Origin of the sequence: Salinimonas iocasae, assembly GCF_006228385.1 — a bacterium.
Classification (GTDB): Bacteria; Pseudomonadota; Gammaproteobacteria; order Enterobacterales; family Alteromonadaceae; genus Alteromonas; species Alteromonas iocasae.
This window is the reverse complement of record NZ_CP039852.1, coordinates 2,160,291-2,182,286: the sequence shown is the minus strand read 5'-3', so window position 1 is coordinate 2,182,286 and position 21,996 is coordinate 2,160,291. Positions and strand designations below refer to the sequence as shown.

Sequence of the window (21,996 nt, the reverse complement as noted above, 5' to 3'; positions counted from 1 at the left end):
ATCTAAGATCGCTGACTTGAACGAACCTCATGATGTAGTAAAACGAAATCTGTCAGCCGCGACGCTGGCGGTAATTGAAAATATCTCTGATGCTGTGTTGTTAATTGATGAAAACAGCAACATCGCTTATCACAATGACCAGGCCGAAAAAATTACCGGACTGGCTGAGGCTTCGTTATCCGGTAACTCTATTTATAATGCTATTGAGAGTTTCGAAGGATCAATTTTCGAGAAACGATATCTTTCTGTTCTCAACACTGGCAAACCAGAGGCCTTCGAGGCGCCGTTCGGGCCTGTATTTCTCTGGGTTTGGGCAAGTATTTTCCAGATTGATGAAAATTATTTATGTATCGCATTTCATGAAAGCGCTGTAAAACGCAGACTTGAAGCTGTTGCAAATAGTCAGCGGGAGGCACTGAGCGCAGCGCTGGCAGGTGCGCCCCAGTCAAAGGTGCTGAACATTTTAACAAATGCGGTAGAAGGGCAGGCCGGGCACATTGCTATGGCGGCGATTTCTCTGATTGACGAGGAAAGTGATCTTATTCGCTGTGCAACCTCTTCAGGCTTGCCGAAAAGCATGGTTAATGAACTGAATAGTGTTGCCTTATCAGAGGCCGACCATCCCCTTACCGAATGCTACCTGACCAGAGAGCTTATCAAAGTTTCTGATTTGGAGGGTAAGACCCGGTGGCCTGCATTTAGTCAGGCAGGCATTCAGGCAGGTATGAATGCATTCTGGTGTACGCCACTTCTCTCTACGCAAAGTAAATCTGTAATCGGTATCTTTTCTGTTTTTTATACCGAGCCCCGCACGCCGGTTGAGTCTGACCGACATGTTGTTGATGCATTATCGCGCTCAGCGGCAATGATCATTGAAAGGGACAGAGAAAACAAAGCGCGCTTGCGTGCTGAAACAGCATTGTCTGCCAATACAGAAACATTAAACAAACAACGTAGGCTTTATGAGACTGCGTTATCCAACACACCTGATCTGATCTACATCTTCGATCTGCAGGGAAGATTTACTTATGCCAATGATGCGCTACTGAAGATGTGGGGGCGTACCTGGGAAGATGCCGTAGGTAAAACGTGCTTTGAGCTTGATTACGAGCCCTGGCACGCGCAAATGCACATGGATGAAATTCAGCGCGTAATAGAGACCAAAAAACCGATACGGGGCGATGTCCCCTTTGAAGGCACTCACGGACGACGAATTTACGATTATATTTTTGTTCCGGTTATTTCTGATGACGGACGGGTAGAGGCAATTGCCGGGTCTACCCGGGATGTAACAGAAAGAAAAGAAGCTGAAGAGTTGGCCAAGAAAGCTGAAGCCCGGCGCCGACTTGCTCTTGAAGCATCACACAGCTTTGGTATTTGGGACTGGGATATCCAAAAGAATATATTCACCGCAGATGAGCGCTTAGCTGAACTATTCAATATCAGTCGTGAGGATGCGCATTACGGCGTGGAAATCGAAAAACCATTAGCCTCTATTCATCCCGACGATAAGCCACGTATTACCGCAGCGATTAATGCAAGTATAGAGAACGGTACGCCCTATGATGAGGAGTACCGGATTGTTCAGCGAAATGGCAGCGTTCGGTGGGCGTCGTTCCGGGGCCGGGTTATATACGATGAGTCCGGAAAGGCGGCCAGATTCCCCGGGGTAGGAGTGGATGTCACTCGCGAACGCAACGCCATTGATGCTCTGCATGAAGCAGATAAACGAAAAGATGAGTTTCTGGCAACACTTGCACACGAGTTACGAAACCCGCTGGCGCCAATAAGGAATTCGTTGGCGATATTACAATCTGATAAATTCGATACGAAACAAAAAGACGCTTCTTTTGATCTGGTAGAACGCCAGGTTACTCAAATGATCCAATTGGTGGATGATTTGATGGATGTATCCCGTATCACTCGCGGGAAAATACGGTTGAATCGCACGCCTTTAAATATAAAGCACGTATTGGATGCCGCGACAGAAACAGTGCAGCCATTGATTGATGAATGCTCGCATACGCTCACCATTAGCTGTGGGGAAGATTTATGGGTAAGTGGCGACCTAATCCGACTCTCACAGATTTTTTCCAACATTATTAATAATGCGGCAAAATACACCTCTCAGGGTGGCAGCATTAATATCAACGTCTCCCGCGACGCTGACAATGTTTTTGTGGCTATCAGGGACAATGGGGCTGGCATCCCGCAGGATAAGCTTACCAATGTATTTGATATGTTTTCTCAGGTGGAAGGGATGCTTGAGCGTTCTAAGGGCGGCCTGGGGATTGGTTTAACACTGGTCAGAAGACTTACTGAGCTTCATGAGGGGCGGGTTAGTGTTGCCAGCGAGGGAGCGGGTCAGGGAACAACTTTCACTGTGACACTGCCGCTCATAGATAAACCAGCCAATATTCAGGTCAGTGAAACATCAGCCTTCAGTCAGACCATGCAAAAGTCTGCAATCAATGTACTTATTGCAGATGACAATCAGGATGCGGCGGTGACTATGGGATGGTTGCTGGAAGCAAAAGGTTGCAATGTTGAAGTGGTAGAAAGCGGTGAAGCAGCGCTTGAAGCGGTTGCGTCCTTTATCCCCGACCTGGTCCTGCTCGATATTGGCATGCCGGGGATGAATGGCTACGACCTGTGTATCGCACTGCAACAAAATCCTGCACTTAAACATGCTATTTTTGTGGCTCAAACCGGCTGGGGACAACCATCCCACATTCAGCGTTCAAAAGCGTCCGGTTTTCATCACCATCTGGTTAAACCAATCAATCTTGATGATTTAACACCAATCCTATTACAGGTTGAGAACCATAAACTAATGTAACCTCTGCCCACGCAACTGAATTAGTGCGAATTAACAGGTCGTTAATCGTGTGGACCTGTAAATGTAGTAAAAACGGCTGTGGTCAGTAGTACAATTAGCGCAATAATGCTTTCAACCTGAACTGAACGAACTACTGTTTCTGGTGTGTTATTGACAAGTCGTGGAACAAGAAACCATTTGTGCCAGGTGGCAAGACACAGCATCACCAACACCAGAGACGCTTTTACCATGAAGAGATTCCCGTACAATGTGCGGTACAAAGCCTCAGGTAAATCGGCCAGAGAATAAATCATTCCCACACCGGTTAAAATTAGCAGGACTATCGGAACCCAGGCGTCCCGGCCAAATCGCAGCATGTATCTGCGAACATGCGAAGGCGGATATTGATAAGCAAGCTGTATCAATAAGGGCAGTGACGCTGCCCACCAGGAAATAGTGATAATATGCACAATAAGGGCGATATGTTCAGGCATAGCCTGTTCAAAGATATGACCTGTCAGTGTGCTACTGAATGCAGCGATCACCATTGGTAACCCCATACCAATATAAAACATCTTGCCAGGTTTGTACTGCGCCGACTGATATCTGATGATTACCATCAGGGCACCGAAAAAGGCAAGCGTCTTCACCAATAGCGCATCACCAGGCGCTGCTGACCACACAATTTTCAGCATCAACGGGTCAAACGCTCCGTCAATCCCCCGAGAAGCCAGTGCGCCTGTCTTGGCGAAGAACCAAAGCACGGTACCGACAATAGCAAAAATCAGCGCGACGATGCATCCTCGCAGGTATTTTTTCACAATGCTTTGCCCGGCATCAGCGTCAGGCACTTCATTACATAGTAAAGGGGCATAAAATGCCCCTGCAATAGCAACATAACCAAAATAGGTTAAAAATTTACCGGTGACCTGTAATACGTCAAACACTGTAAATACCCTATTATTCTGCGACCTAGTGCACCATGAACGAATATTTACCTGTCATTTTATGGCCGTCATCGCTCATTACCACATAACTGACTTTGTATGTATCTGGCGCTAACGCGGGTAATTTCCACTCAAAATCTGCACTTTTGTCAAAGGCCGGAGCAAAGCCAAAATCGATTTCCTTGCCATCTTTATTGGTTAGCGTCACGTTCGTTAAACGGACGCTTTCTGAAAACGTCAGAGATAACTTTTCCGGCGCACTCATCAACATTGCATTACTTGCCGGCTGACTCTCATTCAGATTCATTTGAGAGTGTGAGAACACCGGCTGCGCAGTTAGTGATGCAAGTACAACAGAGGCGGAAAGTATTAAGCGTCTATATTTCATTGGTTTATTCTCGCTGTAGGATTAAAGGTATCTTTGAAAATATTGGCAGGTGTCACGCCATAGCGATGTAGCTGCGCTTCGACTTCCTGCATGAGGGGCCAGGGACCACACAGATAAAATTCTGCCATCCTGGGGTTAAAACTTGCCTGACGAAGTATTGGTGCCAGGGCATCCTGAACATAGCCAGAATTACCCGGCCAGTTATCATCGGGCGCTGATAGTACGGGGCAGTAATAAAACTGAGAAAACTGTCTGGACAGCTGTTCGAACTCATCGTAGAAGGCCAGATCGGCGCGGGTTCGGGCGCCATAAAAAAAGGACACCGGCATGGCGCTTCTATGTTTCAATAAGTGCTCGAAAATCATTGCTCTTAACGGGGCAATTCCAGAACCGGCACCTATAAAAAATCGTTGCGTTACCGGCGCATCCGATAAATAAAACGACTCAACAGGACCTATAGCGTCGATGGTCTGGCCGGTCCTCAGCTGACATAAGTACCCTGAACCCACTCCGGATTGTGATTTATCTTCAGACTGTTGCCATTTTACTGCCACACTGAGCGTGTCTGAACCATTATCAAAATCAGCGATAGAGTAGTGGCGCACGCCGCCATCATGGGAGCTATGTCCGTCTGGAGTATCCTGCCAGTAAGTAGAAAAAAACGCCGGAATATCGTTTGGTCGGTTAGCATTCGCTGACGGCGGAATAACAAACCGCATACTCGCGCCCGCCTTGTATGCTTGCAAGTCCCCGGTTTTTACCCTGAATTGAATATATTTAATCGTAGGTGTAACAAACCGGGAGTGTTCTACTTCCAGTACCAGCTTGTCCCGATAAGCTTTTGGAGCATGAACAGAGTCAATCTCGGCAACCAGATGCTGACAAGCCAGTCGCATTCCTTTTTTGAGATCTGCAGGTGTCAGACACTCGCGCTCCGCCGTTGTGATTTTCAAATCGCCAGTGGTCTGAATCAGACACTTACCACAACTCCCGCCACCGCCACATGACGAAGGCAGGTAAACATGGGCATGCTGTAACGCGTAAAAAATCGTTTCGCTACTGCGACCGGAAATACGCATTTGCGCATCTGTAGTATTCAGCGTTGCGCAAAATATTTTTTTTCTGCCGCGCGTGGGATTTATCTGGCCATCTTTTAATAAAACAACCAGCCAGATTAACCCGGTTATAACAAACAATAAGGTGACCACGGCAAACGTAACAATTAGCCAGTGGTTGAAGCCGCCACTGTTTCCATAATCCATAAAATGCAGTTTGAGCATTAAATCAAAAAACCGCGAGTCATAGGTCGAATGGGTGATTATTCTGCCGGTGCGACTGTCGATAAACATATAAGTAGTTTGCGCATCGGCAAAAACAATGTGCCACACATCATTTTGCTGACCGGGCAGATCAGACAAGGGCGCTTCTTTAAATGTTGCACTGGCAATTTGTACAGGGCCGGGGTAGGCATGTTTGGCAATTTTTTCAGCAAGTAATCGGTCGATAGTAATGGGTGTAGCTGAATGTGCATCAAATAGCTGAATCTGGCTTGTCTGTCCGATATGTGCCCCCGCCTCGATGATTGCCACATAAATCGGTTTTCCCATTAATGTACGCAGGGTAAGAGACTGCACCTGTTCAAGTGGGAGCATTGATGCGGGAACGATACCGCCATGCTGATAAGCACCTTCACCAAGCTCTGCTGAAGATGAGCGTAACGCCAGCCGCTCGTGGCTGAATAGCCCAAAATATAGACCGGTGACCAGCCATATAATTAACTGAGCGCCGATGATGACAGAGGCCCATTTGTGACATTGCTTTATGAAACTGAACCGCATCATAATGCCTCACTTTGGCTGTCTTTTTTGCATATTCGGCAGTAGGAAAGCACGGCGCCGGATAGAGCGCCTGCCAGACCAGTAAATGCAAAAATCAGAAAGAAAACATTGCCCAGTGTTGCACCATCGTCCCAATCAAGAATGTGAAGTCGCCACATCCAGTCAAACCAGCGCCAGGGGTGATGCCTGACAGTAACGATAGCGCCGGTATATTGGCTGACATAAAGGGTAGGGGAAAACGTGCCGTCAAAATTTACCTGCCATACCGGTAGATGCCGGGATGACAATTCATCAGGCGCATCTGAAGGCTGAACCAGGCTATTCACACTTTCAATATTTCCCTGCCCGGTAAAGGCCCGAACCGCTATACGGGCAGCCTGCTGCTCACTTATCTGTGTAAGCGGCTGCCCCGTATCCGTTGCAATGAGCAGCGGCGTGGACGAATCTACCAGATAAACCTGATACACAGGCTTGCCGGCCAGCGAACGCAATGTGACAGACTCTGCGTTAGGATAAGCTTGTACAATGGTTTCAAAACGGGTTTTGCGCTGTTCGTCAGCTACGCTGACGGCCGGTGTGTTGACCAGACTTTCACCGTGGATATAGTGAATATCCATACTCACCATATAGAGGCCTGATACTGCCCACAATAAGAACTGCAAGGCAACAAATAACATCAGCCAGCGATGATAGCGGCGTACAACATTAACCACCGGGCAACTCCTTATTGAAACGCTTCACACTGTGTGCTTTTACCTGCGCATACACGACGGGCAGAACAATCAGAGTTAATAACAGAGCACTTGTCATCCCACCTACCATAGGCGCGGCGATCCGGCTCATTACCTCAGACCCCGTACCACTTGAGAACATGATAGGTAGCAGGCCGATAATGATTGTTGCAACTGTCATCATAACGGGTCTGACACGCAAGCCGGCACCCTCCAGCAAGGCCTTGCGATAAGCGTCTTGTCCGATTTGTCGGTTATCATGCCTGGCTTGATCTTTTAGGGTGTTAAGTGCCTGGTTCAGATACACCAGCATGATTACGCCTATTTCAACAGCAACACCGGCAAGTGCTATAAACCCAACACCTACCGCTACCGACAAATTAAAGCCTTGCAAATAGAGCAGCCATAAGCCGCCGATCATCGCCATCGGCAGACTTAAGATAATCATCAGCACTTCACTGAAGGCTCTAAAGTTGAGGTATAGCAAGATGACAATTATGGCGAGAGTGAGTGGTACCACATAGGTAAGTTTATCCTTCGCCCTTTCCATATACTCATACTGGCCAGCCCAGGTGACAGAATAGCCTGGCGGCAGGTCAAGTTCAGCTGCTAAAGCAGCCTTAGCGCTTTGTACGTACGACCCTATATCGGTGTTGTCGATATCAATAAACGTCCAGCCATTGATGCGCGCGTTTTCACTTTTGATACCTGGTGGACCATCTTCGATATATATATCAGCCACATCGCCCAGCGCGATTCGCTGCCCTTTATCGGTAACAATTGGCAATCTGGCAAGACTCTCAGGCGAGTCACGATAATCCTGCGGATAGCGCAGGTTGACCGGGTAGCGCTCAAGGCCTTCTACCGTGCGCGTCACATTCATGCCACCCACCGCGGTGGCTACAACCTGCTGAACATCTGAGATATTCAGGCCATAACGGCTGGCTTCTTCACGCTGGATATCTACCTTAAGATAGCGTCCGCCTGCTACGCGCTCGGAATATACCGATGTGGTACCTGGTACTTCACCCAGTATACGTTCAAGATCTTTACCTATCTTTTGTATCACTTCCAGTTCAGTGCCGGCGACTTTGATGCCCACCGGTGTTTTAATCCCTGTGGCTAACATGTCGATACGCGTTTTAATCGGCATTACCCAGGCATTCGTCAGGCCGGGAAAGTTAACCAGCGCATCCAGTTCCGCCTTCAGATCGTCTGTTGTAATACCACTACGCCACTCGCTTTTAGGTTTAAGCTGAATAAAAGTCTCTATCATTGTCAGCGGGGCCGGATCGGTGGCTGTATCAGCACGACCTACTTTTCCAAACACTGATTCAACTTCCGGTACAGTCCGGATAAGTTTATCCGTCTGCTGAAGTAACTCGCGCGCTTTACCGATAGATATGCCCGGGTAAGTGGTGGGCATGTACATCAGATCACCCTCATCGAGGGGAGGAATAAACTCACTGCCAATTTTATTCAGCGGATAGAAACCGATGACGGTAACAAGCAAAGCAGCAATCAATGTCGATTTGGGAAAGCGCAGAGCCTGCCTGAGTACCGGCACGTAAAGTGCTATCAGGAACCGGTTTATCGGATTTCGGGCCTCTGGCCTTACTTTTCCGCGGATGAAATATCCCATTAACACCGGAACAACTGTCACCGCAATACCTGCAGATGCTGCCATCGCATATGTTTTGGTGAAGGCCAGGGGCGCGAACATTCTGCCTTCCTGAGCTTCAAGAATAAATACCGGCAGAAACGAAACTGTAATAATGAGCAACGAAAAGAACAGCGCAGGCCCCACCTCGCAAGCGGCACGGGTAACAATTTGCCAGCGGTTATCTTCAGTAACGGTTTCGCGCTCCATATGCTTGTGCATATTCTCAATCATGACAATCGCCCCGTCGGTCATGGCGCCGATAGCGATAGCTATGCCCCCCAGTGACATAATGTTGGCGTTAATACCCTGAAAATACATCACTATAAAAGCTACCAGAATACCCAGGGGCAGAGTGATAATGGCCACAAGAGAAGAGCGCAAATGAAACAGAAATGCTATACAGATAAGCGCAACGACTATCAGCTCTTCAGTAAGCTTATCCTGCAAATTCGTAATGGCCCGGTCGATTAGTGCAGAGCGGTCATAGACTGTCACAATTTCAACGCCCTTTGGCAGTGAGCGTTTTAATTCATCCAGTCGTGCTTTGACACCATCAATAGTTTGCTGCGCATTTTCTCCGTAGCGCATGACCACTATCCCGCCGACAACTTCGCCCTGACCATTCAGTTCAGCCACGCCCCGTCGCATTTGCGGCCCGAGTGTAACGGTGGCAATGTCGCCAATTGTTAATGCAGTGCCGTTCTCACTCACCCCTAGTGGTATTGCGTTAATATCGTCTACTGAGCGGATATAGCCGGTAGCAGTCACCATATATTCAGCTTCAGCCATTTCTACCACTGAAGCGCCGGTCTCCTGATTACCCTGAATCAGAGCGCGTTGTATCAGATCCAGTGGAATGTTGTAGCCGCGCAGGCGATCGGGGTCAACCTGAACCTGGTATTGTTTAACCATGCCGCCAACAGTGGCAACCTCTGATACACCATCTACTGACTGCAGCTCATAGCGTAAAAACCAGTCCTGAATGCTTCGCAGCTGACTGATATCGTGTTTACCTGATGGATCGGTTAGCGCATACATGTAAACCCAGCCCACACCGGTTGCATCCGGGCCGATTTGCGGTGTTGCAGTGTCCGGCAAACTCGCCGCGGCCTGATTCAGATATTCCAGAACACGGCTTCTGGCCCAGTAAAGGTCGGTATCGTCTTCAAATATGATGTACACATATGAGTCACCAAAAAAGGAAAAACCACGAACGGTCTTCGCTTTTGGCACTGACAACATGGCAGTGGTCAGCGGGTAGGTGACCTGATCCTGGACGACCTGCGGGGACTGACCGGGGTAACTGGTTTTTACAATAACCTGAACGTCCGACAGGTCAGGCAGAGCGTCTACCGGTGTTTTGCTCACCGAATAAATACCCGCCATTATCACCATCACTGTTGCCAGCAAGACTAAAAAACGGTTTTTCACCGACCATCTGATAATAGACTCAATCACGATGAAGCCTCCTTACTTCGGCAGGTGCGAATCATGTCCGGCACTATTGTGGCCCGGTTCGGGGCTACTGAGTATATGGATACTGGTGATAATAAGCGCGCCATTCTGACTTCTGGTAACTTCAAAGTGCAGAGATTGTCCGGTCATAACTTGCTTTAAACTGACCGATTCATCCACAGCAAAATCCATTGTCATCGCTGGCCAGTCCCAGGCGTCGACCGGCTCGTGTTCAATGGTCAGCGCGCGATCCGAACGATTAATTGCTGTAACCGTTCCCATAACAGCCACCGCCTGTGGCTTTGAATCAGACTGACTTTGCGCATTGTCAGCAGGATTGTCGGGGGATTTCATTATATGTACCCGGGTTATCGTAAGCGTACTATCTGAGTGTCGGGTTACTTCAAAATGCACAGATTGACCCGCTGCGAGCGTATTCATATCAATTTTGCTGAACACGTTGAAATCCATCGTCATAGCTGGCCAGTCCCAGGCTTCAACAGGATCATGGTCAATAGTAAGCGTACGGGTATCCTGTGATACCGCATTGATTGTGCCGGTCACAGCGATAGATTCAGATACCGCCTGCTCCTTTCCCATATCAGTGCGGGCGTTATGTTGCTTCTTAACGCTTACTTCAGGCTCCTCACCCTGTTGCATGATGTGAATGCCAGTGATTACAGGGGAGCCTCCTGTTTCACTGTCTATTTCAAAATGGAGTGACTGACCTTTTGCGAGCTTATCAAATGCGACCTCATCTGCCACAGCAAAGTCCATGGTCATAGCCGGCCAATCAAGCGCGGGCACTGGCTCATGAGCGATGGTTACCTTGCGCTTGTCGCTTAGAACGGCCTTTACCATTCCTTTTGCCCAGACAGCGGTATTGTCAGCTTCGCTGTTCATCCGGGCAAAGTCAGAAGATTTACTGGACTCTGAGTCGATCAGGAACTGTGCCGAGGTGACCACGCGCTCACCCTCATTAACGCCACTCAGAATTTCTATCTCGTTTTTACCCGAACGACCCAATGTAACGGCAACAGAGCGAAACTTGCCGTCACCTTTCGCCAGTACCACCCGGTTTTGAGAACCTGTGCGGATAACAGCTTCATTCGGCACGAGTACAGCCTGTGTATCAACCGGCACATCAATATGGATATCTGCGAGCATATTAGGCTTCAGGTGATGGTCAGGATTGGCAAATTTTAATCTGACCGGCAGGGTTCGATTAGACGCCTGCAGGGCTGGAGCAACATAATCAACGGTGCCGGTCCAGGTTTTCCCCTTAACAGCGTCAACAGTCATCGTCACCGGCATGCCAGCACTAACGGAGCCAGCATCGCGTTCAAATACCTCAGCCTCTACCCATACCGTATCCAGCTGTCCGATACTCATCAGGGTCATGCCTGGTTGAACATAAAACCCGTCCCGAATATTCAGTTCGTTAACAAAACCAGACTTTGGCGCGTCGAACGTCACAGTACGAACAACCTCTTTTTGACGGGATACCTGTTTAACCACATCATCGGGGATTTCAAGCGCAGCAAGTCGTTCTCTGGCCGCTGCAATCAAGGCCGGATTATCGCGGCGAAGGGCAATAATATATTCTTCCTGAGCGTTGACCAGTTCCGGCGAATAAAGGGCGTAAAGGGGGTGCCCCTTTTCTACCGGGTCGCCGGCAGCCTTTACGAACTGCTGCTCTATCCAGCCTTCAACTCGTGGATGTATATGAACAATCTCATCTTCATCGTATTTTACGTATCCTACTGTACTGATATCGGCATTTATTTGACCGGCCCTTGCTTTCGCGGTTCTCACGCCAAGATTGTTTTCCACCGCGGACGAGATGGTAACTGTGCCTGCCGGTTCATCGTTATCTGTGGTGTTTTTCTCGTACACCGGCACCAAATCCATCCCCATCGGCGATTTGCCCGGTTTATCACGACGGTAGCTATCATCCATGGGGGCGACCCAGTAAAGCGGCTCTTGGGCGCCGTTATCAGAGGCAGGCTCTTCACCTGCAAGGTTATTGTAGCCAATAACCATCAATGCGCCGGTAAGTGCGCTGGCAATGGCCGTAGCGATGAGCACTTTATTATTCATTAATCGTTCCTTTTGCCGGGTCACTGGCTGCACTGGTTTGGGTGAGGTAATAGTTAAGCTGTGCAGTGCGTTTGAGTTTGTCGACCTGAACAGATAGCGCTGAAAGACGGGCTTCCAGTTCGGTAATTCTGGCGCGAACCACCTCAGAAAAATCCCCGTTATCATTCATGTATGCGGTCATCGATGCTTGTGCCTGCGCCTGGGCCTGCGTCAGTATCTGATCACTGTACAGCGATTCGCGCTGATTCAGTCGCACCAGGTGTCGGGTTTGCTCGCGGACCTTTGCCAGCAGTGATTTCAATACCACCAGCTTTTGCGTTTTAACAGCCTGCGCCTCATAAACTGAAGCCCTGACAGTTCTATCCTGACGATTTTCAGTAAACAACGGAACGTCAAGGGTAACGCCCACAGAGAATAAGTCTGCCCGCGACTGACCGGAGGGCATATCATCACGCCATCCATAGCTGGCATTAAGCTTCCACTGAGGTTTGTACTGTTCTTTGGCAAGTTCAACATCTTTCTGGCTGGCCTGATACTGAAGCTCAATAGCCTGGATAGTGGGATGCCGGGTGAGGTGTTCAATCAGCGTTTGATCTGAGCCGGTTCCAATCAGCGCCGAAATTGACAGGGCAGGGTCGATGTTTGGCAATGTAGCAGGCAGTGTATCGGAGGTAGTTTCTGAGCTGCTCAATGTAAGACTGTCAGACTGATACGGTTGCAGCCATTCACTAAGCGCTGACAGTGCCACTTCCAGATTCTGAGCCTGAACAGTGGCGCGATCCTCGAACCGGATAAGCTCAAGCTCAGCGCGAATAATATCTTGCTGGCGAGACTTCCCTGCAGCAGAGGCATAGGTAGTCTGTGCGATGTCACGAATTTGCTCAAACAACACACTGTTATCTTCTATCAGTGTTTTTGAGCGCATAGCCAGCCAGGCGTCCAGCCATAGTAGCGTAACATCGCGATCAATCATTGCCCGACGATTCTCGCGCTCAAAGGGTCCCATAGCAGACTCAATAGCCAGCTTTTGCTGACTAATTGAGCGCGAATCCCCTCTTGGAAAGGCCTGGGAGATACCGAACTGCGCTTGTGTCATGTTTTCCTGATCAAGTTTCAGACTATCCAGCGGCAAATTCATCATAGTAAAAGACACAGAAGGATCGGGAAGCTCACCGGCTGCGATACTACGGTTTTCTTTGGCCTTTTGTTGTAACTGGCTGCCCTGGAGCCATGGGTCATTTGACTGGGCCGTTGTCACGGCATCACGCAAAGAAAGCGTTTGCTGAGCGGCCGCCGGACCCACCAGACAACCCGCTGTAACAATGGAGTAAATGCCAAGCAGAAAAACGCATCGCATTAGTACTGCTCCTCAAATGTAGAGACAGTGGCGAAGGGGCGGGTGGAGCCATCTTTAAGCAGTAACTGGATGGTGTATGGCTGAAACCGCAAGCCGCTCTCCATACCCGGGGAGCCTATTGGCATACCGGGTACTGCGAGACCGAAGGCATCATCTGGCGGATTATCTAAAAAAGACTCAATGTACCTGGCCGGAATATGGCCCTCAAAGACATAACCCGAATGCGTTACTGCGGTATGACAGGAGCGTAACTCTACCGGCACATTGTGGATGGCTTTAATATCACCCAGCGTATTTGTATCCTTGCCTTCAATACGCCAGGCATTTTGTGAAGCTTTACCACGTTGAGAATTCTCAAGATGCGCCATCCAGCCTTTACAGCAGCCGCAGGATGCAGACTTGTAAACATTTAGATGAACATTGTCTTTTTCAGTGGATGCCTGTACGACGGTCCCCAGCAGGCCCAATATTAATGCTAGTACACGTATTGTCATGATGATTGCCTCAAGGTAGGTACGCGCTCTGTCTGTCGCGTTAGCTATAAAACGTGACGATGAACGCTTACCGATAGATATAATATTAAATACTTCAGGTGTCAGCCTGAATAAAAGACGGATCTATCCTGAGTCAGGCAATAATGGGTGGACGAAAGAGGGCGCCGGCGGCAACAGAGGGGTGCATAAGGGGTAACCGCGCTATATGTTTTCGGGTATCGGGGGTGAACACTTGTTGAGTGGTTGCCTCTACAAAGAACGCGTGTCCACAGAGATTAGCCGGACAGGTACAATCCTGCTCACAGCAATCAGTGTGTTCGGCATCAGCAGCCATGGTGTGGTGGCTACGCACGGGCTCTTCAGAAACATGATGAGGCGCCTGCAGGGCGTCGCTACCCGGCTTAGGGGAGCTCATCATTGCACAGTGGTCAGAGATTTGAGTCCCGCTTTTTTCTGAATCAGAAAACGCCAATACCTGCGCGCTTAGCGCCGCAAGCATGACAAAAATACTCATTCGGAAAAAGTGGACAATCATGACTAACCTCTGTTACGAATCTGCATAATAAGCAAATTATGCAGATTCGTAAACTATCAGATTAACAACATGATAAGACCGCCGCCAATCATGAACAGGTTCTCTGACAACGAAACAAAACCGAGCGGAACGTTACTATCGCCGCCAACGCAGGCACATTTTAGTTCGCGTTTATCAATATACACAGCTTTGAACACCGAAACTGCGCCGACTGTACCTATAAACAGGGAGATAGGAGCAACCAGTAATGCCGGTAATTGTGCCAGCATACCAATACCGGCATACGCCTCCATAAATGGGTAAATATATCCATAGCGAACCCATTTCATGGCGAGCAAATCGTAGGTAATAAACGAGTTAGTAAACGTATATAAGTCTTTTAGTTTTTGCACCGCCAGCATAATCATCGAAAATGATATGAAGAGCATTAAGGACCGAATGGACAGCAAATCTCCGCTTACTGCCCATTGATAGGCCAGCATCATCAGTGCGGCGACAGAAAATATTGCAATAACCGGTGTATAGGTGGTGCCGGTCTGCCCCGCTTCACCTTTATTAAAATACTCTCTAAGCTCATCATAGCCGCCAATACGTTCATCATCGATAAACGCCTGAGGGGTAGTCTCAACCCCATGCTTTTCTTTGAACTTATCCGTCTCCGCCCGGGAAGTCAGCTTATGATCCTCTACGCTAAAACCTTTGCGCTTAAGGAGATCTTTAGAACGTAATCCGAACGGACAAATATGTTCATCAGTTGCCATACGATACAGAACAGCTGTCTTACTCATTGTTTCCTCCTGGTTTTAATTGGCCCGAGAATTCGGGAACAGGACGCGCCTCGGCTTCTTCACGGGTAACGGCCTTACCGTTTTTCTCAATATCTTTTATCAACCACTCCATTTCCTTAATTTCTTTACGTTGTGTTCTGATAATACCATTAGCCAGCTCTCTGACCCGCTGGTCTTCCAATTGACTCCGCTCGCTGGTTAAAATCGCAATAGAGTGATGGGGGATCATGCCCTTCATATAAGCTGAGTCAGACACAAGTAGCTGTGAACGCAATAGGTACAAACACGCCACGAACAGAATGACAGCTCCTGCAAAGATAGCGATATTTTTACGACTATCCGTGTACATGCTCAACATAAATGCCAACATGATTACCGCCATGCCGGCGCCCATGTACAATGCCATATAGGTTCGGGTTTCGCTGAACCAGATATGGGATAGCGCGTAAGTATTCAGGTACATCATGATGAACATGGCGATAGTTGAAACACCAATCATCGCGAAAAATCGGGTGTACTTCATAGTAATCCTTACAAACTTTTAATGTAATGTCGTAATATTTACAGTGCTCTAAGCATTATGAGTGCTTTATATCTGTATTACGCAATATACATACCTGAATGAGGCGACAATGATTCTGGCTATCATAATTTCACTGTTAGCACTCTCTATGGCGGTGATAATTCATCTGTTTAATTTGTCCTCCGTCGCACAATATCTAAGCAAAGATTCCATAGGCCCAGCTTCTCGCACGTTCACATTTGTCGTGGTGGCAGTAATAAGTCAGACTGCAATCGCTTTACTTTTTTCGTGTGCTTATTGGTTAGGAGAAACCGCAGGAATAGGCACGTTTAAGTCGCCCGCAGAATTTGAAGATATTTTTTACTTTTCTCTGACAACCATTACCACATTAGGGTTAGGAAGTATCGAACCTACAGATAATTTGAGAATGGTAGCGGGCATAGAGTCTGCTACCGGCTTTCTGTTAATAAGCTGCTCTGCGTCCCATGTCTTTAAATCGATGGCGCAAAATAGCTTTTCATCTAATCAGGGATAGGGTGTATTGACACGAGCCCCTATACAATTAACGTACTTTCTATATTTTTCAGGAGAAAAATCATGTCCCGACACTTTGAATCCGCCCCCGGTTTGCATGAGGAAAAAGACGCCGCAACCCGGGGCTTTGTATTCAACCAAACCATGCTAAGAATTGCCGATCCTGAACGTTCTTTGGATTTTTACACCCGGGTTATGGGCATGACGTTACTGCGCAAGCTTGACTTTAAAGACATGAAGTTCAGTCTTTATTTTCTGACCGCAGAGGAAGATCTTTCGCAGATAAGTGGTAACGAAACGACCAGAACAACACAAACGTTTAACCGGCCTGCTATGCTTGAGCTTACCCACAATTGGGACGATACAGCTGAAAGTGCGGATTATCATAACGGTAATAGTGAGCCGAAGGGATTTGGTCACGTTGGTTTCCATGTGCCCGACCTGGAGGCTGCGTGCGAGCGCTTTGAAAAGCTGGGCGTACCCTTTCAAAAGCGTCCTGATGATGGCGCAATGAAAGGATTGGCGTTTATTAAAGATCCTGACGGTTATTGGATTGAAATATTTGATGCAACAAAAGTCAGTGATGTATGTCGGGAACACCTGGGTTAACCTGAGTAGGGCGCCCTACGCGTCACTAAATGTAATGGATCAAGTTTAATCAAAAACCTTATAAAAAAAGGTGTTTTGACTAGCACTTTAGTTTTATACTCCTGGTAGAGTGATGTTGCTGACCACTCGCTGAATTTATCACTAACCAGGAGTAAAGACAGATGCTGACACGCTTTTCTGTGCTGCCTTTATTTCGATGGACCGTATTTACTTTCCTGCTATGTACCGCTACTACGCCTTTCGCCGAAGAAAGCGAAGATGCGCGATTCGCCCGATACAGCAATCTCACCCATGCTGTTATTTACGATTGGGGTATGGCTCAGGGGTTAAGCAATTCTCAAATCGAGCAAGCGCTGAAAACGTCAGATATTGAAAGTGATGCATCACCGTTAGGTATTGTATTCAAACACATAATGGCCCTGAGTCACCATGGCTTTGATGATGCGCCGCGAAACCTTCCCGAACAGCCAACTGTTCCGGTGACTGATGAGCACTGGCGCTATCTGAAAAAACTGGATCCATACCGCTATGCCGCGAACAGAGCCTATTACATCTTTTTAAAAGCGATGATTGCTCACAACGGAAGCACTGAGCGTCTTACACAAAGTATCCCGGCCCTGCAACAGTTAAAGGCCGAAATGCTGGAAACAGGTCATAAAGCTGCTGTCGCAACAGTCAGTATGTGGTTGGCCAACGAATTAGCCGAGAGTGACCCGTTCAGCGCTAAAGCAGAAATAGAGTATGCGCTACCTCATCTGGCTGACTTCGACAAAGATCGCGCCATGGAAACGCAGTTGGATCCTGATCACGCGCACACCTGGCTGGCGCAGTTTTACAAAGAGTTTAATATACAAAGTCGCGTTTATTATCATGCCCAAAAGGATATAGAAGGGGCCCGTAACCGCGATGTACTCAGCGCCGATTATTTTGGCGATGCCATCCTCGCACTCAACCGGATGGGGCGTTTCGACGAGGCGAGAGCGCTGGCAGATGAAGCAACACGCGTAGCACAACAAAGTGGAGAACCTGTTCAAAAAGTCATAGCACTGGCATATCAGTTAAGTGTGTATACGCACCGGGATCATCCCGCAGAACGACAACAAATGCTTTCGCTGGCCAGGCAGGGGGCGGCTGTTCCGGCAGAGTCTCTTCCTCCTGCATGGCAGATGCTGCCATCGCTTTTTCACGCTATCGCCACTGCTATACAAGGCAGTCAGCGTGAATTCGACAATGCTGTCAGCGCCTATCAGTCAGTTGTAGCCAGACAGCTTGAAGCGTCATATTACCCCAAAACTATCGATCTTCTGAATCATTATAACCTTCGCCGGATTTATAAGCTCAGAGGCGACTATAAAAATGCGCTGCGACATTTTGAGTTATATGATCGCAAGTTACTGGCTTACAACACAGAAAGCTACAGCCTGAACGCTGAGAGTCATCATGACCCGCTAAGTGACGATATCGAGTTTACGCATTTACGCCTTGCACAGGTTAAAGAAGCAGAACAGGCCCTCCGGCTAGAAACCGAAAGACTCAGAGCAGTAGTAGCAGGACTTATCGCCTCGCTTCTGGGTGTGTTGACGATGTGGTTCTGGCAGCGCCAGCGTCGCAGTGCAAGACTCGCTGATACTGACTCACTAACCGGCGCGCTAACCAGACGTGCGCTTTATAGTGCGTTATCAAAGCCGGTGAACAGCAACAAAGCATCGTGTATGGTTTTGATAGATTTGGATTATTTTAAGCAGGTCAACGATCATTACGGGCATGTAGTTGGCGATGAAGTACTCACCAGAACCAGTAGTATCATTCAAAGCCGTATTCGCAAATCAGATAAACTCTGTCGTTACGGCGGCGAGGAGTTTTTACTCTATTTGCATGATATCGACCGTGCGCAGGCGACGCGTCTGGTAGACGATATCCGTGAGACGCTCAAAGAGCATTGTACCTGGACCACTACGGATGCTGAGTTCTCAGTGTCATTTTCGGCAGGTATAACCGAAGTGAAAAGCTGTAAGGATATGGATGCTATCGTCGCCACCTGTGATACCCAGCTATACAATGCGAAAGCATCAGGCCGCGCATGTACTCGTGCTGTTGAATTCGGCTGAATAATTATCGCCAAATAAATCCACACATCTTAATTGCATTTACTTCGTACACAGTGTGAACAGCAGTTGGTCGTAATGACCACTGATTAGGTTTACCTGTGACGGAGAGACACCATGAGCAAACAAGGTGAGCGCAGCGATCGCCCCGATTATGACAACGTAATACAAGACATCGCTGATTATGTTCTCAACTACGATGATATCTCAGCAGAAGCGACCAATACCGCAAGATATTGCCTGATGGATACATTGGGCTGTGGACTCCTGGCGCTACAATTTCCAGAATGTACCAAACATCTGGGGCCGCTGGTTCAGGGGACCCAGGTTCCAAACGGTGCCCGGGTTCCGGGTACGCAGTTCGCTTTAGATCCCGTGAAAGCAGCGTGGGATATTGGATGTATTATCCGCTGGCTCGATTTTAACGATACCTGGTTAGCAGCGGAGTGGGGACATCCTTCCGACAATCTTGGCGGTATTCTTGCCATCGCCGATCACCTTTCTCAACAACGTATAGCACGCGGACAAACGCCTCTCACCATGCATGATGTGTTGACTGCCATGATAAAAGCCCATGAAATTCAGGGGGTCATTGCATTAGACAATAGCTTTAACCGGGTCGGGCTGTGCCACGTCTTACTGGTACGTATAGCTACTACTGCTGTTGTTACACACATGATGGGAGGCAATCGTGAACAAATTATGGCGGCTATTTCACATGCCTGGGTAGATGGCTCAGCACTGCGGACCTACCGACACGCGCCGAACGCAGGCTCAAGAAAGTCATGGGCGGCGGGCGATGCGACATCGCGCGGTGTTCGACTGGCTGATATTGCGATGCGTGATGAGATGGGTATACCCAGTGTGTTGAGCGCACCGCAGTGGGGCTTCTACGATGTTGCGTTTAGTCACACTAACAAAGATCTGGCTGTGAAACCGGAAGATGAGCGACAGTTTTCTTTTCAGCGCCCCTACGGCTGCTATGTCATGGAGAATATTCTGTTTAAACTTAGCTTTCCGGCCGAGTTTCATGCGCAAACTATGTGCGAAGCGGCAGTCACATTGCACAATGAAGTCAAAGACAGACTGCAAGACATCGAGCGAATTGAGCTGACTACCCATGAATCAGCCATACGCATAATCTCCAAACACGGGACGCTGGCAAACCCGGCTGATCGTGATCATTGTCTGCAGTATATGACAGCGGTGCCGCTTATATTCGGAAATCTGACAGCAAAGCATTATGAAGATGATTTTCATAATACCAACCCGCTTATCGATGCGCTGCGTGAAAAAATGGAAGTGCAGGAAGATGAGCGCTACAGTCGCGATTACCACGACCCGAACAAACGTTCTATAGCAAATGCGCTTCAGGTATTCTTTACTGACGGAACCGCCACTCAAAAAGTAGAGGTAGAATATCCTATCGGTCACCGCAAACGCAGGGAGGAGGGCATGCCGGTACTGGAAGATAAATTCTATAACAACCTGTTATCACGCTTTCCCCAATCCAGAAGTATATCAATTTTTGAGTTATGCCGTGATGAAAACCGCTTACATGCTATGGCAGTAAACGAGTTTATGGACGCATTTGTCATCTAATAGCCGCTTGTATAGCGCTGAATGCATGCTTTTTTGCTTTTTTACAGAGGGCGAAAGGCATGCATCCGGACACTTACAACTGGTGTCAAAAAATTTTACAATTTGTCATTGATCCTTTTTGACTAACTTATTGTTAAGTATTACTTAATCATTTCTCTGTCATTTCGCTGTCAGTAATTTTAGAAAATTTCTCGTCAATATTGCTCAAATCTTAATTGAAAAGCGTGTAAGTGTCGGTTTTTTTTACATTTAAAATTTGGATCACTTATAAATAAAAATTAATTGTTTAAAAAACACCCGCTTAAGAAAAAGGCGCATTTTATGCTTCTTATCTTACATCATCTCATATTTGCACTGTGTGATGAGAAGGAGGAGTAGCAATTTATCATCGGAACCTACCAATAAGCTGTAAAAAATTAAATTACAGAGGCTACCATGAAACGATTAATGATTGGCGCGGCAGGTTTGGCGCTTAGTCTTTCCACACACGCTGCACTGGTGGATCTAACCGGTAAGGGTTATGTTACCTACGGCGATTTTAACTCTTACTCATTACCCATCGCAGGGCTAAACGTTCAGTCCTCGCCCGGGCAAATTTCTGATTATGTAGTCATAGCAACTGGCGCAGACGGGAATCCCGTTAATACTAATTTTGCGGGCATGGATAATGCCTATTCCACGCCTACAGGGGAAAGTGGCTCAAACTACTTTACCACTGGTGACACAACAGACCCGGGGCAGGTTTCTGATTTTAGCGGAGATGCTGACGGAACCTGGGACACCTCTTTGTCAGCCTTAGAAACCTTTCTTGATGGCGAGTCAATGGTGTTTTTCTTCAACAACAACAATCTCAATGGTGACAATGAGCAAAGCCTTGCCGGCTGGGCGCAGGTTACCATTTTTGATGATATGGGCGATGTTGTAGAGATTTTTGATTTCACGAACAACGGCGGTGCTTACGCCTTAGTCAGCGAAGGTGGCGGCGGTACCTTCATGGGCGATCCTTCAGGTTATACGTCAGATGGATCGGGTCCAATGGTTGGTGATAATAACGAAACTGATTACGTATTATCCGGCGGCCCCATCTGTGTTGATACTGATGGTGCCATTCCGATCCCCGTATCCTGTGGTACTGAGGAGGCTGATGAAGGTCCGTTCAATCATAACCTCGGCCAAGATACTGCTGCTTATGCGATTGTTTCTCCCGAACTAAATGCGTTACTGGAAGGGCTATTCGGAAGCGGTGATGACCTATCAGACTACACCATGAGCGTTGACCTGCGTTTAGGTTGCGACCCTGATTTTGGCATGGCTAATGATGAGATTTGTACTGGTGCTGAAAGCGGTTACGGTAAAAATATAAACAATGGCTATGAGCAGCTATTTATAGCTACCGCGGTTTTGGATGAACCGATGGATATTCCTGAGCCTGGCGTACTGTTTCTGCTAGGTTCTGGCTTGCTGTTTTTAAGATGGCGTAGCAAATAGGCCTGCGCGTTAAACCAGTTA

General features: G+C 47.9%; 17 protein-coding genes. 6 read left to right on the top strand and 11 right to left on the bottom strand.

Going from position 1 to position 21,996, the window contains the following annotated elements:
• Positions 1–16 precede the first annotated feature (16 nt).
• Positions 17–2,839 carry a PAS domain S-box protein gene (locus tag FBQ74_RS09575; RefSeq protein WP_139756471.1) on the top strand — a complete coding sequence of 941 codons (2,823 nt, stop codon included), beginning with the start codon at positions 17–19 and terminating at the stop codon, positions 2,837–2,839.
• Positions 2,840–2,880: 41 nt separating this feature from the next.
• On the opposite strand, the gene FBQ74_RS09570 is transcribed toward FBQ74_RS09575, so the two are convergent.
• The 11 genes from FBQ74_RS09570 to FBQ74_RS09520 form a co-directional block, all read right to left on the bottom strand.
• The gene (locus tag FBQ74_RS09570) at positions 2,881–3,765 is read right to left on the bottom strand and encodes a copper resistance D family protein (protein ID WP_139756470.1); all 885 of its coding nucleotides are present in this window, start codon (positions 3,763–3,765) and stop codon (positions 2,881–2,883) included.
• 25 nt (positions 3,766–3,790) lie between these two features.
• Positions 3,791–4,153, bottom strand: coding sequence for a copper resistance CopC family protein (locus tag FBQ74_RS09565; protein ID WP_139756469.1), 363 nt, complete (start codon positions 4,151–4,153; stop codon positions 3,791–3,793).
• Positions 4,150–5,994: a 2Fe-2S iron-sulfur cluster-binding protein gene (locus FBQ74_RS09560; protein ID WP_139756468.1), complete on the bottom strand. Its 1,845-nt coding sequence runs from the start codon at positions 5,992–5,994 to the stop codon at positions 4,150–4,152. Before FBQ74_RS09560 ends, FBQ74_RS09565 begins: the two co-directional genes overlap by 4 nt.
• The gene (locus tag FBQ74_RS09555; protein WP_139756467.1) at positions 5,991–6,704 is read right to left on the bottom strand and encodes a PepSY domain-containing protein; all 714 of its coding nucleotides are present in this window, start codon (positions 6,702–6,704) and stop codon (positions 5,991–5,993) included. Before FBQ74_RS09555 ends, FBQ74_RS09560 begins: the two co-directional genes overlap by 4 nt.
• A complete protein-coding gene (locus FBQ74_RS09550) occupies positions 6,697–9,843 on the bottom strand; it encodes an efflux RND transporter permease subunit (RefSeq protein WP_139756466.1) in 3,147 nt (1,048 codons plus the stop codon). Before FBQ74_RS09550 ends, FBQ74_RS09555 begins: the two co-directional genes overlap by 8 nt.
• A 12-nt stretch (positions 9,844–9,855) precedes the next feature.
• On the bottom strand, positions 9,856–11,940 hold the full coding sequence (locus FBQ74_RS09545) for an efflux RND transporter periplasmic adaptor subunit (RefSeq protein ID WP_168190644.1): 2,085 nt from the start codon (positions 11,938–11,940) through the stop codon (positions 9,856–9,858).
• Positions 11,933–13,297 (bottom strand): TolC family protein, encoded by a 1,365-nt coding sequence (locus tag FBQ74_RS09540; protein ID WP_139756465.1) that lies wholly within the window; start codon positions 13,295–13,297, stop codon positions 11,933–11,935. Before FBQ74_RS09540 ends, FBQ74_RS09545 begins: the two co-directional genes overlap by 8 nt.
• Positions 13,297–13,791, bottom strand: coding sequence for a DUF411 domain-containing protein (locus FBQ74_RS09535; RefSeq protein ID WP_139756464.1), 495 nt, complete (start codon positions 13,789–13,791; stop codon positions 13,297–13,299). The genes FBQ74_RS09540 and FBQ74_RS09535 overlap by 1 nt, the downstream gene beginning before the upstream one ends.
• Positions 13,792–13,924: 133 nt before the next feature.
• Entirely contained in the window at positions 13,925–14,326 is a 402-nt protein-coding gene (locus tag FBQ74_RS09530) for a hypothetical protein (RefSeq protein WP_139756463.1), read from the bottom strand.
• 56 nt (positions 14,327–14,382) lie between these two features.
• Positions 14,383–15,114 (bottom strand): MauE/DoxX family redox-associated membrane protein, encoded by a 732-nt coding sequence (locus FBQ74_RS09525; RefSeq protein WP_139756462.1) that lies wholly within the window; start codon positions 15,112–15,114, stop codon positions 14,383–14,385.
• Positions 15,107–15,637: a DUF305 domain-containing protein gene (locus FBQ74_RS09520; protein WP_139756461.1), complete on the bottom strand. Its 531-nt coding sequence runs from the start codon at positions 15,635–15,637 to the stop codon at positions 15,107–15,109. The genes FBQ74_RS09525 and FBQ74_RS09520 overlap by 8 nt, the downstream gene beginning before the upstream one ends.
• Positions 15,638–15,698: 61 nt before the next feature.
• Here FBQ74_RS09520 and FBQ74_RS09515 point away from each other — a divergent pair, with 61 nt between their 5' ends.
• From FBQ74_RS09515 to FBQ74_RS09495, 5 genes are all read left to right on the top strand, one after another.
• The gene (locus FBQ74_RS09515; RefSeq protein ID WP_232371891.1) at positions 15,699–16,172 is read left to right on the top strand and encodes an ion channel; all 474 of its coding nucleotides are present in this window, start codon (positions 15,699–15,701) and stop codon (positions 16,170–16,172) included.
• Positions 16,173–16,234: 62 nt separating this feature from the next.
• The gene (gloA, locus tag FBQ74_RS09510) at positions 16,235–16,780 is read left to right on the top strand and encodes a lactoylglutathione lyase (RefSeq protein WP_139756460.1); all 546 of its coding nucleotides are present in this window, start codon (positions 16,235–16,237) and stop codon (positions 16,778–16,780) included.
• A 161-nt stretch (positions 16,781–16,941) separates the two neighbouring features.
• Positions 16,942–18,888 carry a GGDEF domain-containing protein gene (locus tag FBQ74_RS09505; RefSeq protein ID WP_139756459.1) on the top strand — a complete coding sequence of 649 codons (1,947 nt, stop codon included), beginning with the start codon at positions 16,942–16,944 and terminating at the stop codon, positions 18,886–18,888.
• Positions 18,889–19,002: 114 nt separating this feature from the next.
• Positions 19,003–20,487 (top strand): bifunctional 2-methylcitrate dehydratase/aconitate hydratase, encoded by a 1,485-nt coding sequence (locus tag FBQ74_RS09500; RefSeq protein ID WP_139756458.1) that lies wholly within the window; start codon positions 19,003–19,005, stop codon positions 20,485–20,487.
• Between the two features lie 435 nt (positions 20,488–20,922).
• A complete protein-coding gene (locus FBQ74_RS09495) occupies positions 20,923–21,975 on the top strand; it encodes a PEP-CTERM sorting domain-containing protein (RefSeq protein WP_139756457.1) in 1,053 nt (350 codons plus the stop codon).
• Positions 21,976–21,996 lie beyond the last annotated feature (21 nt).

Excerpts from the sequence above, each read along its gene's own strand:
- FBQ74_RS09500 (WP_139756458.1), top strand. The coding sequence starts at position 19,003 with ATGAGCAAACAAGGTGAGCGCAGCGATCGCCCCGATTATGACAACGTA.
- FBQ74_RS09560 (WP_139756468.1), bottom strand. The coding sequence starts at position 5,994 with ATGATGCGGTTCAGTTTCATAAAGCAATGTCACAAATGGGCCTCTGTC.
- FBQ74_RS09520 (WP_139756461.1), bottom strand. The coding sequence starts at position 15,637 with ATGAAGTACACCCGATTTTTCGCGATGATTGGTGTTTCAACTATCGCC.
- FBQ74_RS09530 (WP_139756463.1), bottom strand. The coding sequence starts at position 14,326 with ATGATTGTCCACTTTTTCCGAATGAGTATTTTTGTCATGCTTGCGGCG.
- FBQ74_RS09565 (WP_139756469.1), bottom strand. The coding sequence starts at position 4,153 with ATGAAATATAGACGCTTAATACTTTCCGCCTCTGTTGTACTTGCATCA.
- FBQ74_RS09545 (WP_168190644.1), bottom strand. The coding sequence starts at position 11,940 with ATGAATAATAAAGTGCTCATCGCTACGGCCATTGCCAGCGCACTTACC.
- FBQ74_RS09540 (WP_139756465.1), bottom strand. The coding sequence starts at position 13,297 with ATGCGATGCGTTTTTCTGCTTGGCATTTACTCCATTGTTACAGCGGGT.
- FBQ74_RS09535 (WP_139756464.1), bottom strand. The coding sequence starts at position 13,791 with ATGACAATACGTGTACTAGCATTAATATTGGGCCTGCTGGGGACCGTC.
- FBQ74_RS09505 (WP_139756459.1), top strand. The coding sequence starts at position 16,942 with ATGCTGACACGCTTTTCTGTGCTGCCTTTATTTCGATGGACCGTATTT.
- FBQ74_RS09495 (WP_139756457.1), top strand. The coding sequence starts at position 20,923 with ATGAAACGATTAATGATTGGCGCGGCAGGTTTGGCGCTTAGTCTTTCC.
- FBQ74_RS09525 (WP_139756462.1), bottom strand. The coding sequence starts at position 15,114 with ATGAGTAAGACAGCTGTTCTGTATCGTATGGCAACTGATGAACATATT.
- gloA (WP_139756460.1), top strand. The coding sequence starts at position 16,235 with ATGTCCCGACACTTTGAATCCGCCCCCGGTTTGCATGAGGAAAAAGAC.